The organism is Nocardia sp. NPDC058114 (assembly GCF_042884695.1).
In the GTDB taxonomy this organism is placed as follows: Bacteria; Actinomycetota; Actinomycetes; order Mycobacteriales; family Mycobacteriaceae; genus Nocardia.
The window spans coordinates 233,726-247,026 of record NZ_JBHVTK010000006.1; the positions used below are offsets into that span (position 1 = coordinate 233,726).

A 13,301-nucleotide genomic window follows, 5' to 3' on the forward strand; every position below is an offset into this window, starting at 1 on the left:
CCAGCCCTGGTGGTACGCGCCACAGTAAATGATACCGCGAGGCATTCTATCGACTCGTCGAGCCGATCACGGTGAGGAGCCGAACCGGTGTCGTCGGCGCGTCGAATATTCTCGCCGCCTGTTTACTGTATGTAGTACCGTAATGATTACGGCAAAAGGATTCGCTCCGTAGCTGCGGTGTCCACACCGGCCGACCCAATCCATCGAAGGGACCGTTCATGAGCAGCATCGGACACCGCGGATTCGACGCCAGGTCCTGGCTGTTCGCTCCTGGCGACAGTGCGCGGAAAATGGCGAAAGCGGCCGCTGGGGCCGCCGATATCGTGCTCATCGATCTCGAGGACGCCGTCGCGGCCGCGGAAAAGCCGGCGGCCAGGAATCGAACCGCGGATTTCCTCGCCGCGCACGCGGAATCGGACCGCCGCCGGCTGTGGGTTCGGGTCAATCCACTCGACGGTCCACACACGCTGGCGGATCTGGCCGCGATCGTGCCCGCGCGACCGGGCGGAGTCATGCTGCCCAAATCCCGTGGCGGCCAGGACGTGCGGACACTGGACCACTATCTGTCCGCGTTGGAGGTCGCCTCCGATGCCGAACCCGGCCGGATCGAGGTGATCGCGCTGGCCCCGGAATCCGCCGAAGCCGTCTTCACCACCGGAACCTATCGGGACGCACCGAGGTTGGCCGCCCTCAGCTGGGGTGTGGAAGACCTGGCCGCGTCGCTGGGGGCCGGTACGCATCGCGGCCCCGATGGCGGCTACGGCTTCACCTACGAGTTGGCGCGAAGTCTCTGTCTGGTCGGCGCGGCGAGCGCCGCAGTGGCCGCCGTCGACACCATCCACGGCGACTACCGCGATCTCGACGGTATGCGAGCTCGTGCGGAAAAGGCTCGTCGTGAGGGCTTTCGCGGGATGTTGGCCATTCATCCGGATCAGGTGGACATCATCAACGCGGCGTTCGCGCCCAGCGTCGAGGAACTGGCTGCTGCCCAGGAGATCGTGGATTTGTTCGCCGCCGATCCCGAGACCGGAGCGATCGGCTACCGAGGTGGGCTACTGGATCGACCGCACCTGGCCAGAGCGCAGGCGCTCCTCGCTACTCGCAGGCAGGCCTGATCCTCGAGCTCGGCTGGGAATCCGATGGTCGAGACGGTGTGGGCGGAAGATTCCTATTGCCATTACAGTATGTATTACCGTAGCGTGTCTCGCGTCACATGGTTGACCTGACGACCTGGCCGACAGGCAGGGGCGTCAGCTGTGTTGGAACAATTCGGGCCTGCGAGTGCTGCCGCCCGAATCGCGAGTGAGGCGCTCAATGCTTTCTGTCACGACCGCAGGGGATTTCGAGCTCGTCGAGGGGCTCGGAGCATGAGTCAGCATCTTCAGTTCCTGATCCTCGGGATCGGTAGCGGCGGCGTGTTCGGTGCCCTCGCGATCGCGTTGGTCCTGATCTACCGCAGCTCCGGCGTCCTCAATTTCGCCACCGGCGCGATCGCGCTCAACTGTGCCTATATCTACGCCTTCTTGCGGCGCGGCGAATTCTTGATCCTGGTCCCCGGCCTGCCCAAATCGGTGGGTATCGGGGGTGATCCGGGCTTCGCGGTGTCGGCGCTGGTCGCAGTCCTGCTGTCGGCGATGTTCGGCCTTCTGCTCTACATCGTCGTGTTTCGTCCCCTGCGCAAGGCTCCGCCGATCGCCCGCGCCGTCGCCTCGATCGCGTTGATGATCGTCTTGGTGGCGATAGCGACCAAACAGGTCGGTACCAACACCATCGGGGTCAAGGCGATCTTCCCGGTCGGCATCTGGAGCCTCGGGGGTATTCGGATCCCGCAGGATCGGGTGTATTTCGGGATCGCCATCGTGGTGATCGCTCTGGTCCTGGCCGCTCTCTACCGATTCACGAGATTCGGCTTGCTCACCCGTGCCACCGCGGAGAGTGAGCAAGGCGCCTACGTGAGCGGTCTGTCGCCCGATCGCTGCGCGGCCTACAACTGGATGATCGGCTGCGCGGTGGCTGGATCGGCGGGCATTCTCATCTGCCCGATCGTGCCGCTCACCCCGACGGGCTATTCGTTGTTCATCGTTCCGGCGCTGGCCGCGGCCATCATCGGGCGGTTTTCCTCGATCGTCGCCGCTGTCCTGGCGGGCCTGGCGATCGGCATGCTCCAGTCGGAAGCCACCTACCTCTCGCGGGTATACGAGTGGCTACCCTCCAGCGGTTTGGTCGAGCTGGTTCCACTGCTCGTGCTGCTCGTCGTGCTGGTCGCGCGGGCCAGGCCGTTGCCATCACGCGGCGCGGTCATAGTCGCCGAGTTGGGCAACGCGCCCTACCCTCGCCGGTTGTGGTCCAGCGCCGGGGTGGGCGTGGTGGTGGTCGGCCTGGCGCTGGTATTCGCCGGAAACGACCTGCGCATCGCGCTGATCACCTCTGTCATCCTGGCCGTCATCGGTCTGTCCCAGGTGGTGGTCACCGGATACGCGGGTCAGGTGTCCCTCGCTCAACTCGCCCTCGCCGGCGCCGCCGCGTACATACTGGGACCGATTGCCGAGAACTGGGGCATACCGTTCCCGTTCGCTCCGTTGCTCGCGGCGCTCGTGGCGACCGTCCTCGGTGTGGTCGTGGGACTACCCGCGCTGCGGATTCGCGGGCTCACTGTCGCTGTGGTCACCCTGGCGCTGGCCTATGCGATCGAAGCACTGTGGTTCCGCAATCTGGATTTCGTCGGTTCGGGCGGAATCAACATTCCGGACCCGACCGTATTCGGGTACAGCCTCGGAATCGGGCGCGGCGAGAACTATCCCAGAGTGGAATTCGGGCTGTTCTGTCTGATGGTGCTGACGGTGGTCGGACTCGGGGTCGGGTACCTGCGGCGAAGCCGACTCGGTACACGGATGCTGGCGGTTCGGGCAAATGAGCGTTCGGCCGCCGCCTCGGGTGTCGATGTGGTGCGGACGAAGTTGTCCGCGTTCGCGATCGGCGCGTTCATCGCGGGACTCGGTGGCAGTCTGCTCGCCTATCAGCAGACGAACGTGTCGTTCCAATCGTTCACCGCGCTGGCCGGTGTGACTTTGTTCGCGACCGTCTACCTCGCGGGTGTCACGTCGATTTCCGGAGGTGTGCTCAGTGGCGTAATCGGCGCCGGCGGTGTGGCTTTTCTGCTGCTGGAGCAGATCAGTGACCAGGCGGGCAGCTGGTATCAGGTGATCGTGGGTATCGGGCTGCTGCAGACCGTGCTGACGAATCCGGAGGGAATTGTCGCCCCTGTCCAGCGGGCCTTCGCCCGTACCGGTCCGAAGTCGTCTGGCCGTACGGGGTCGCTGGCCGGCACCGGAGTCGCCGCGCCGAAGCCGACTGCGGTGTCAGTAGGCGACCCGCTGCTCGGACTCCACAACGTGACAGTCCGCTACGGAGGTGTCGTCGCTGTCGACAACGTGACATTCGATGTACCCGAAGGCGCGATAGTCGGTCTCATCGGTCCGAACGGTGCGGGAAAGACCACCTTGATCGACGCGATCAGCGGGTCGGTGCGTGCTGAGGGCACCATCGCCATCGGCAGCGAGTCGCTCGGGACCAAGAAGACCCACGAGCGTATTCACGCGGGTCTCGGCCGTACGTTCCAAGCGATCGAACTCTACGAGGATCTGAGTGTTCGTGAGAACGTCGTGGTCGGACTGTCGGGCCGAGGCACGGCGCGGGCAGCCTTCGACGAGGCGGAGTTCGACGAGATCTTCGACTTGCTCGGGCTGGCGCACGCTCGCGAGACGCCCGCGGGTGAGCTGTCGCAGGGACAACGCCAGTTGGTGTCGATCGCGCGCGCGATGGCGGGCAAGCCGCGAGTCCTGCTGCTCGACGAGCCGGCCGCCGGCCTCGATACCACCGAGAGTCACTGGCTCGGTGAACGATTGCTCGCCATTCGAGACAGCGGGGTGACCATCGTGTTGGTCGAGCACGATATGAGTCTGGTGCTGCGGATCTGTGACCACGTTCAGGTGCTGGACTTCGGGCGGATCCTCGCCTCGGGTACGCCCGAGCAGATCCGAAACGATCGCACAGTCGCCGAGGCCTATCTCGGCAGCATGTTCGCGGAGGAGATCACCGAATGACTCTGCGACTGCACAATGTGACCGCCGGGTACGGCAAACTTCCGATCGTTCGTGAGCTCGACCTCGAGGTCGCGTCCGGATCGGTGACGGCCGTCCTGGGACCGAACGGCGCGGGAAAGACGACCCTGATGTCGACGCTGGCCGGTCTGCTTCCCGCCCTCGCGGGCGAGGTGACGGTGGCCGGGCGGCGTCTACCGAATGGCAAGCCCGCCAAGGCGAATCGCGCGGGTGTGGTTCTCGTCCCGGACAATCGCGCGCTGTTCAACAGCTTGACCGTCTCCGAGAATCTGGAAATCGCCCGCGTGCGCAATGGACCGTCCCTGGACGAGATCCTCGCGCTGCTACCCGCACTGCGACCGCGGTGGAAGGTCGCGGCGGGTGCACTCTCGGGCGGCGAACAGCAGATGCTGGCGGTGGGGCGGGCGCTGGTTCAGAATCCGGCAGTGCTGCTCATCGATGAGATGAGCATGGGACTGGCCCCGGTCGTCGTGGAGACGCTGCTTCCGGCCGTGCGACATATCGCCGATACCACCGGTGCCGCGGTCGTCCTCGTCGAACAACACGTCCGGCTCGCGCTCGAGATCGCCGACGAAGCCATCGTTCTCGTCCACGGGGAAGTGACTCTCCGGGGTAGCGCAACCGAGCTGAAGGCATTCCCGGAGCGTCTGCGAGCCGCGTATCTCGGAGGCGAGACCGGCACCGCCGCAGGTTGATGCGTGCCCGTGCCAACGGGGTGAACGGCAAGTTCGCCCCATTCGATTCAACACCAGGAGACAAGCATGTCCTTTTCCCTACGGAACCGGTGGGCTGCCCTGCCGTATGTCGCGCTCGCAGTGGCGTTGTCGGCCTCCGGCTGTTCGAGCGGCGACGGCGGTTCACCGGCTCCGGTCGACAGATCAGTGCTCGGCCAGGAGAACAAGGCAACGGGTGCGCCGATCAAGCTCGGGTTCGTCACCACCGGACCCCGAGCGCCTGTCCACACCGAGGAACTCGAAGTAGCGAAAGCGACCGTCGCCTACGTCAATACCCATCTCGGTGGGATCAACGGTCGTCCGATCGAGCTCATCACGTGCGAGGACGAGATCCAGGTGAGCCTGGCTCGAAATTGCGCGAACAAGTTCGTGCAGTCCGACGCTGTCGCCGTGGTCACCGGTGACTACGGCAATTCCGACACCATCGCCACGATCACCTCGCCCTCCGCCATGCCCTATTTCGCACTCGCCGGCGGCGGGCAGGCGATGGTGCTGCCGAACACCTATGTGATGGGCAACCCGCTGAACGGGCTCATCGGAGTACCGGCGGCGTATGCGAAACAGAACGGCTACAAGAAGATCGCGGTCCTGACCGTCGATTCGCCCGTCGCGGTGGAGCCGCTCACCAAGCTCGGTCCCCTCGCGTTCGGAAATGCCGGTGCGCAGGCCGACGTGGTCGCGATCCCACTCGGCACCGCCGATATGACGCCGCAGATTCAAGCCGCACTCGAGAAGAAGCCGGACATGTTTCACCTGCTCGGCGATGTCTCGTTCTGCGCGGCGGCGATCAAGGCCATGCGGACGCTGAACGCGACCCAGCCGGTGATGACGGTCAACCAATGCGTCGGCGATTCCGAGATCGCGTCGCAGATCCCCGGCGGCTACCAGGATTTGCTTGTCGTCGCCAATAGTGTCGTCGACCCTGCCTCGAAAGAGACGAAGCTCTTCGAAGCGGTGGTCGACGGATCAGGTGCCAAGATGCCGGATACTGCCGCAGCGCCCTATATGGCGATCCTGGGGCTCCGGTCCGCATTGGACGGGATGGCGGGCGAGATCACTCGCGCGACGGTCGCGGCCCGTCTCGGTTCGATGGCAGAACCCGAACCGCTCCCTCTCACCCCCGCATCGACGTTCCAATGCGGAACCAAACCGATCTCCTTCGGTCCGAACATCTGCAGTGGCAATGCCCTGCTCGGCAAAGCGGAAGAAGACGGCTCGGTGGTCGATGTGAAGACCATAGATACCACCGCGGTATTCGCGACACCCGGGCGTTAGCGAGAGCGCGTTCTCGCCGCGAGATCAACTCTCGGTCGCGATGACGGCCGCCTCGCGCAATCGCGCGAGGTCGGCCGGCGACAGGTGAAGCCGGTCGCGTAAGACCTGTTCGGTGTGTTCACCCAGCCGTGGAGCCGCTTGCGGCGCGGTGTGGGCGCCGTCGACCGACGCAGGCGCACTGGGCGCGAGGTAGGTGCCGATGCCAGGTTGCAGCAACGACGCGAACAAGGGATTGGCGGTGACCCGTGGGTCGGTCACTACCTCGTGAAAGCTCCGGTAGCGCTCCCACAGGATCGAGGTCTGTTCGAGGGCGGCGGTGATCTCGACGCCGCTGCGGGTCCGGAACCACGGCGTGAACAGGCCGGTGAGGACATCACGATGGTGGTAGCGGGCGCCCTCGTCGGTGAAGTCGGCGTCGAGAGCCGTGGCCAGCGCGTCGACGGCGGCGCGAGTTCCGGTGAGCTCGGTGAGCGCGTGAAAGTGGCGGGAGGTGAGGGCCACGATCATGAACGTGGCGTCGTCGGCCGCACTGAAATGCTGACCGTACTGGCCGTAGATGGCGTTGCCGAGGCGCGGCCGCGGCGTCTGGCACAGCATCGCCTCGGTGAGAAAACCGAGGTTTCCCGCCGTCGCCAGTGCGACATCCTCCAGCGGCAACGTGATCCTGCTGCCTTCTCCGGTCGCCTCGCGGTGCCGTACGGCCCCGGTGATCGCCAGCGCGGCGTACAGACCGCAGAGCAGATCCCAGGCGGGCAGAACCTGATTGATCGGCCCCGCGTGCTCGGCCGGGCCGGTAACCATCGGAAAGCCGATGGCGGCGTTGACGGTGTAGTCCACCGCAGTCGAACCGTCGGCACGCCCGAGGATCTCGAGCCGGATCAGATCGGGTCGCCGGGCGGCGAGAGTGTCGTAGTCGAGCCAGTCCCGGCCCACGGTGTTGGTGAGCAGGATGCCACCGCCTGGTCCACCGTCGGTGATCAGGTTCGAGATCAGTTGTTGCCCGGCGGAGCCGCGCAGGTCCGCCGCGACGGAGCGCTTTCCCTTGTTGAGACCGGTCCAGTAGATGCTCGCACCGTCGTCGGTGAGCGGCCACCGATGGTAGTCGGCCGCCCCGCCGAGGGGATCGACCCGAATCACGTCGGCACCGAGTTGGCTCAGTGTCATTCCCGCCAGCGGAGCGGCGACGAAACTGGAGATCTCCACCACCCGGAGCCCGGCCAAAGGCTGTGCCGCCGATCGTACGGTCTCGCTCATGGGATCTCGCATTCCCTCTTCGGTTCGATACTGTTTGAAATACGGTATGTATTACCGTTGAACGTACTGAACAAGGTAGCAAGCATCGCCTGCCGAGGGAAACGGAGCACGCTTCACCGGCTTACGCGGGGTCTGCCCCGCCGTTGAGCGCGTCGTCGAGGGCATCCAGCCGGGCTCGCCGAAAGGCACGCGCGACCGGCGTGCGCCGCTCGACCAGGTCGAAGCCGTGGTAGGCGCCGGGCACCAACCGCAGGGTGCACCGAATGCCGGCCTGCCGGAGGCGTTCGGCATAGGCGAGGTCTTCGGCGTAGAAGAGATCGTTGGTCCCCACGCCGATCCAGGCCGGCGCGAGCCCGGTCATGTCGTCGCAGCGGGCCGGAACCGCCAGGGGCGATACGGTGTCGCCGCTGGCACTGCCGAGGTAGGAACGCCAGCCGAGCCGGTTGCTCCGTTCGTTCCACAGACGTAACCGGCCGGGAGTGGGGTAGGTGCGGGCGGTGGTCCGGTCGTCGAGCATCGGATAGGACAGCACCTGGAGAACGGGGCTCACCTCGGCACTCCACGTGCAGAGGTGGGCCAACGCGGCGGCCAACCCGCCGCCCGCGCTCTCGCCGACGAGCGCGATCCGGCGAGCGTCCACATCGGATCGAGCCGCGAGCCAGCGCAGCGCCGCGTAGCAGTCCTCGAGCGGGACGGGGAACGGGTGTTCCGGCGCCAGCCGGTACTCGACCGATGCCGCGACCGCACCGAGTTCGCCGGCGACCCGCCGACAGAATCCGTCGCCCATCGCCGCATTGCCGATGAGGTACCCGCCGCCGTGCACGAACAGCACCGCCGGTGCTTTCGGTCGCGCGCCGTCGGGCCGGAACAGCCGGACCGTGACATTCGCGTCGACCCGCTCGAGCACGCCTTCGGACGGTGGTCGGCTGCCGCTACGAGCCGTCAGTTTCCGGATGAGACCCACCGACCGTGATCCGACGACCGTGCGTGGCAGGTATCGGGCAAAGCGCAGGTCGGGATGAAAGTCGGTAGGTTCGTCCACGGACGCTCAGGCCACCATCTCGTCGGAGTCGAACGGCGCGAAGAACGCACCCATACCGCCCACTGCCAAGGCGTGGCCGAGGGCATCGAAATCATAGGTCGCGGCGATGTTTCCGGAGGCACCCAGTATCCGGGCGAGGATCTCGTGGGACGTGTCGGGCAGCAGGGCGGCGCGAGCTCGATCCAATCCGGGCAGTGCGCAGCGCTGCTGGACGTGGGCGATCATCAGGTGCAGACACAGCTGCTGGGCTGGTGTTTCCGGCCGCGGGCTCGTGCCGTCGGCGAGCCTGGTGGTGAGCGAGTCCAACGTCTGCGCGAGGTAGAAGCCGAACACCGGTCGCGAGCTGTGCAGGATATCGGCGCGGACTCGGTCGGCCAGGCCGGCGCCCGCGGCACCGAGGGCGGCGGTGATCGCGGGTGTGAGGGCTGGATCCTTCGGCTGTCTCACCGGCTCTGCTCCTCCATCGCCCGCTTCGCGTGATCCAGGATGCATTCCAGCCCCCATTCGAAATTTCGGTCGTCCGGAGCTCCGGTCCGCCTGCCCTTGGCCATGGCGGCCGCCAGCAACGGAGTCGTCTCGGGGTCGACGTGGATGACGTCGTAGTAGGCGGTCGCATCGCTGCCCAGCTCCTGGTTCTTGTCGTGGAGTCGTTGCAGGACGACCGAGCCCTGCACATGCAGGTTGACCGCTGAGTAGACGGTGAACGCCTCGTCGACCGAGAGCCCGGCCTTCACCAGGCTCGCGACCGTGCGCTCCACCTGCTCGGCGCCCAACCTCGCCGCGTGCTGACTCAGCGCCGAACGGATCAGCACGAGGTCGCACAGGATCGGATTGTTCAAGAACGCGCGGCGCATGGTGCGCGCGTGGCGCGACAGCGACTCGCGCCAGTCGTGCGCGTCGACGGCAGGGTAGGGCGCCGCGTAGATGAACTGGCGCAGCGCGCGATCGGTCATGGCGTTGAGCAGGTCGTCCTTCTTGCGGAAATACCAGTAGATGCTCGTGACGCCGACATCGAGATGTTTGCCGAGTAGCGGCATGCTGAGCCCGTCGACCGAGACCTGTTCGGCGAGTTCGAACGCGCCGTCGATGATGTCCGCGGGATTGAGCGATCCTCGTTCGCGTCGGCGACGCGGCTGCCCGAGTTTTCGACCGGTCATAGCGCGACTTGCTGATCGGCGGCGGCGTACACCGGTTCACGCTTTTCGGCGAAGGCGGCGAAGGCCTCGATCACGTCGGCCCCCGTGAGGTTGACGCCCGCGGCCTTCGCCTCGGCATCCAGCGCCTCGGACAACGTTCGATCGGATCCGGCATTGAGCAGATTCTTGGTCTGCCGCAACGCAACGGGCGGACCCGCCGCCAGTTTGCCCGCTATCTCGTCGACGAACTCATCGATCGTCTCGGCAGGCCGCAGCCAGGTGACGAGTCCGAGCCCCTCGGCATGCTCGCCGGTGATCATCTCGGTCAGCAGGGTCAGGCGCTTGGCCTGCTGCAAACCGACGAGCCGGGGAAGCAACCACGAGCCACCGCAATCCACCGACAGCGCACGGCGGGCGAAGATCTGGCAGAACCGTGCCTGCGGGGTCGCGACAACGAGATCGCAGGCCAGCGCGAGGTTCCATCCCGCGCCGACCGCAACGCCACGCACCTTGGCCACTGTCGGCACCCGCAGCTCGTGCAGCAACTGCACGGTCTCGTTGATGGTGCGCAATTCGCGAGCCGGATCCGGAAACTCGTCCATTCCCTCGGTGGCGGCGAGATCGGCTCCCGCGGAGAACGATTCGCCCGCGCCGGTGAGCACAACGGCCCGCACCGTGGGGTCGCTCGTGATGTCACGCAGTGCCGCCCGCAGCGCGTGCCACAGCGGGGTGCTGATCGCGTTCTTACGACGTGGGCGGTTGAGCGTCAGCGTGCGCACGCCGCCGGCGTTGCCGATGAGCAGTACGGGCTCGTCTGTCACAGGGTCATCCTTTCGTCGCCGTCACTGCGGACGGGGCGGGAGTGGTAGTGCCGATCGCACCGCGATCACGGAGTTCCGCGATGTCCGAAGGTGTGAATCCTGCTGCTGCCAAGACTGTCTCGGTGTGCTCGCCGAGACCGGGTACCGCACCCATCGGCGGCGCGAAGCCCGCGATGACCGGAGGCGGCAACAGGGCGGTCACCGAACCTGCGGGAGTGCTGATCTCATGCCATCGGTCGCGCGCCGCGAGATGAGGGTGCGCGATGACCTCGCGCGGTGTTCTGAAACGAGAGTTCCCGATGCCTGCCGCATCGGCCCGAGCTTGGACGGTGGCTGCGTCATGGCGCGCACACCACTGGGCGATCTCGTTGTCCAGTTCGGTCCGGAGTCGGACCCGGTCGAGGTTGCCCGCGTAGCGCTGGTCGTCGGCGAGGTCGGGCCGATCGAGCAGATCCCGGGCGAGGCGCTGCCATTCACGGTCGTTGGTGGTGCCGAGAACCACGGTCTCGCCGTCCGAGGTTCGGTAGGCGCCGTACGGTGCGACGGCGGGGGAACTCATCCCGAGCGGTTGCTGATCGACACCGGTATGGCGGGTGTAGGTGAGCTGGTAGCCCATCAATTCGGCGGCGGTATCGAACAAGCTCACCGATGCGTGGGTGAACGGGGCAGGCTCGGCGGTGCCGCCGGTGCGCGCACCGGGTGATCGTCTGGCGCAGATCATCGCCAGGATCGTCAGCGCGGCATACAGACCCGAGCTCACATCCGCGATGGGCGGGCCCGGCTTGGCGGGTGCCCCTGGCGAGCCGGTGACGGCGCAGACTCCGGACTCTGCCTGGATCAACAGGTCGTAGGCGCGTTTGTGTGACAGCGGTCCCCCCGCGCCGTATCCGTCTATCTCCATCACCACCAGGTCCGGGTGTCGCTGTGCGAGTTGGACCGGTGAGATACCCAGTGCCGCGGTCGCCCCCGGTGCCAGGTTGGCGACGAAGACATCCGCCGTGTCGAGCAGTCGGTGCAGGACCGTCATCCCGTCCGGATTCTTGAGGTCGAGAGTGATCGACTCCTTGCCGCGGTTGGCCCAGACGAAGTGCGCGGCGAGCCCGTGGACCACGTCGTCGTAATGTCGTGCGAAGTCGCCGCCGCGGGGGTTCTCGATCTTGATCACCCGGGCACCCAGATCGGCCAGTGTGCGCGTGCACATCGGTGCCGACACCGCTTGTTCGAGCGTGACGACCGTGATCCCGGCAAGCGGACCTTCCGACTCGTCCTGAACAGGGATGTGCACAGCTCACCTCATCGTTCGTCACCACGCCACTCTGGCGCACCATTGTACTGTAAGCTATACAGTAAGAAGGACCGAGTTGGCCACTGTTGCGCTCGACGTGGTTCGTCGGCCAGTGGCACGCTGTCGTGCGCGAACGACGTGCGCGGTGATCTGGACAAAGGAATTCGCGTAATGAAGTACGTTCTCGAGTATCCCGCCGAGCTGCCGACGGCATCCGACGCGTTCTTGGACCCCGCGGTCATTCGTGACGTGGTGAGCCAAGCCGAGGAGTCCGGTTTCGCCGCGGTGGCGCTCAGTGAACACCCGGCGCCGTCGTCGAAGTGGCGGCACAACGGGGGTCACAACACTCTCGACCCGATCGCGGCATTGAGCTATATGGCGGGGTTCACCACGCGTATTCGATTGCTCACAAATCTGTATGTACTGCCTTTCCGTAACCCCTACCTCGCCGCGAAAGCGCTGGGCAGTCTGGACATCGTCTCGGGTGGTCGGTTGATCGCCGGTGTCGGAGCCGGATACCTGCGGGCCGAGTTCGCTGCTGTCGGCGTCGATCATGACCGGCGCGGCGAGCTGCTGGACGAAGCGCTGGATGCGCTGCGGCGCATTTGGGCCGACCCTGAAACGCCGGTCGCGGGAGTGGGTTTCGGCGCGCCGGGGCCGCTGTGGTTGCAGTCTCCGGCGCAGCGCCCGCACCCGCCGCTGTGGATCGGCGGTAACGGCAGGGCGGCTCGGCGCCGCGTCGTCCGGCACGGCATCGGGTGGATGCCGATCATCGCCGATGCCGGCATGGCCGCTGCTATGCGAACGACCGCTATCGAGAGCGTCGAGGCGTTCGGTGCCGCGGTGGCCGACCTGCGCCACGGTCTGGCGGCAGCGGGCCGAGATGCCGACGCGGTCGACATCCAGGTCGTATGTCCGCACCTGGACTTCGGTGATACCGATACGGTCCTGGCGGCGTCGGGCTATCTGGACGACCTCGAAAAGCGTGGCGCCACCTGGGCTGTTGTGCACGTCGACGGTTCCAGCCCGGCGGCCGCTACGCAGTTCGTGAAGAGATTCGGGGCAGAGGTCATCGCCGGGCGACGCGGCATACTGTAATCTATACAGTAACTATATCGGTATTCGGATTCTGCCGCGGCGACGACCAGCGCGCCGGTGCGGAATCGTGTATCTCACTGCGAATCGATGGTGGAGACTCTCATGACCTCAAGGGTGCCTACGGAATACGAAGACCTGCTTCAGCGACCGATCGTCGGTGTTCTCGGAACCGTGACCCCGCAGGGTTCGCCTGACCTGTCGCCCATGCGCTTCACCTGGGACGGTGCGCACCTGCGGATGAGCCATACGATCCCGCGACGCAAGTTCACCAGCTTGCAGGCGAACCCGAACTACTCGTTCCTCATCACCGACCCCGATGCGCCGACCAGGTCGCTGGAGACACAGGGATGGCTGGTCACGGTCTTGGGAGACGATGAGGGGGTCTTCTATCGTGAGCTGAGCGAGTTGTACGGTGACGTCGACGCCGGGCTGCCCGATGATGTCTACGATCGCGTCGTGCTGATTCTCGACGTCACCAGGTTTACCGTGAAGTGACTGCTCGCCGATAGTCCTACCCGAACCGTGCAACATCCCG

General features: G+C 65.9%; 12 protein-coding genes. 6 read left to right on the forward strand and 6 right to left on the reverse strand.

Annotated features, from left to right (window positions below; genetic code table 11):
* Positions 1-218: 218 nt before the first annotated feature.
* The 4 genes from ACFVVI_RS23035 to ACFVVI_RS23050 all read left to right on the forward strand — a co-directional run bounded on the left by ACFVVI_RS23035 (position 219) and on the right by ACFVVI_RS23050 (position 6,130).
* The gene (locus ACFVVI_RS23035; RefSeq protein WP_387446739.1) at positions 219-1,115 is read left to right on the forward strand and encodes an HpcH/HpaI aldolase/citrate lyase family protein; all 897 of its coding nucleotides are present in this window, start codon (positions 219-221) and stop codon (positions 1,113-1,115) included.
* Positions 1,116-1,367: 252 nt separating this feature from the next.
* The gene (locus tag ACFVVI_RS23040) at positions 1,368-4,103 is read left to right on the forward strand and encodes an ATP-binding cassette domain-containing protein (protein WP_387446740.1); all 2,736 of its coding nucleotides are present in this window, start codon (positions 1,368-1,370) and stop codon (positions 4,101-4,103) included.
* Positions 4,100-4,816: an ABC transporter ATP-binding protein gene (locus ACFVVI_RS23045; protein WP_379315026.1), complete on the forward strand. Its 717-nt coding sequence runs from the start codon at positions 4,100-4,102 to the stop codon at positions 4,814-4,816. Before ACFVVI_RS23040 ends, ACFVVI_RS23045 begins: the two co-directional genes overlap by 4 nt.
* A gap of 66 nt (positions 4,817-4,882) precedes the next feature.
* Positions 4,883-6,130 carry an ABC transporter substrate-binding protein gene (locus ACFVVI_RS23050; RefSeq protein WP_387446742.1) on the forward strand — a complete coding sequence of 416 codons (1,248 nt, stop codon included), beginning with the start codon at positions 4,883-4,885 and terminating at the stop codon, positions 6,128-6,130.
* 24 nt (positions 6,131-6,154) lie between these two features.
* Here the strand turns inward: ACFVVI_RS23050 and ACFVVI_RS23055 are convergent, their stop codons facing one another.
* The 6 genes from ACFVVI_RS23055 to ACFVVI_RS23080 form a co-directional block, all read right to left on the reverse strand.
* The gene (locus tag ACFVVI_RS23055; RefSeq protein ID WP_387446744.1) at positions 6,155-7,384 is read right to left on the reverse strand and encodes a CoA transferase; all 1,230 of its coding nucleotides are present in this window, start codon (positions 7,382-7,384) and stop codon (positions 6,155-6,157) included.
* A 121-nt stretch (positions 7,385-7,505) separates the two neighbouring features.
* Positions 7,506-8,426, reverse strand: a complete 921-nt coding sequence (locus tag ACFVVI_RS23060) for an alpha/beta hydrolase (RefSeq protein ID WP_387446745.1) — start codon at positions 8,424-8,426, stop codon at positions 7,506-7,508.
* Between the two features lie 6 nt (positions 8,427-8,432).
* Positions 8,433-8,873, reverse strand: a complete 441-nt coding sequence (locus ACFVVI_RS23065) for a hypothetical protein (protein ID WP_378992985.1) — start codon at positions 8,871-8,873, stop codon at positions 8,433-8,435.
* The gene (locus ACFVVI_RS23070) at positions 8,870-9,583 is read right to left on the reverse strand and encodes a TetR/AcrR family transcriptional regulator (protein ID WP_378992987.1); all 714 of its coding nucleotides are present in this window, start codon (positions 9,581-9,583) and stop codon (positions 8,870-8,872) included. The genes ACFVVI_RS23065 and ACFVVI_RS23070 overlap by 4 nt, the downstream gene beginning before the upstream one ends.
* Positions 9,580-10,383 (reverse strand): enoyl-CoA hydratase/isomerase family protein, encoded by an 804-nt coding sequence (locus tag ACFVVI_RS23075; RefSeq protein WP_379312522.1) that lies wholly within the window; start codon positions 10,381-10,383, stop codon positions 9,580-9,582. The genes ACFVVI_RS23070 and ACFVVI_RS23075 overlap by 4 nt, the downstream gene beginning before the upstream one ends.
* A gap of 4 nt (positions 10,384-10,387) precedes the next feature.
* Positions 10,388-11,584, reverse strand: a complete 1,197-nt coding sequence (locus ACFVVI_RS23080) for a CaiB/BaiF CoA transferase family protein (RefSeq protein ID WP_387447019.1) — start codon at positions 11,582-11,584, stop codon at positions 10,388-10,390.
* A 255-nt stretch (positions 11,585-11,839) separates the two neighbouring features.
* Between ACFVVI_RS23080 and ACFVVI_RS23085 the strand changes: the two genes are divergently transcribed.
* Together ACFVVI_RS23085 and ACFVVI_RS23090 are read left to right on the forward strand one after the other, a co-directional pair.
* Positions 11,840-12,766, forward strand: coding sequence for a TIGR03619 family F420-dependent LLM class oxidoreductase (locus tag ACFVVI_RS23085; RefSeq protein WP_387446746.1), 927 nt, complete (start codon positions 11,840-11,842; stop codon positions 12,764-12,766).
* 102 nt (positions 12,767-12,868) lie between these two features.
* Complete coding sequence (locus ACFVVI_RS23090) at positions 12,869-13,261, forward strand: pyridoxamine 5'-phosphate oxidase family protein (RefSeq protein WP_387446747.1); 393 nt, start codon at positions 12,869-12,871, stop codon at positions 13,259-13,261.
* Positions 13,262-13,301: the final 40 nt, after the last annotated feature.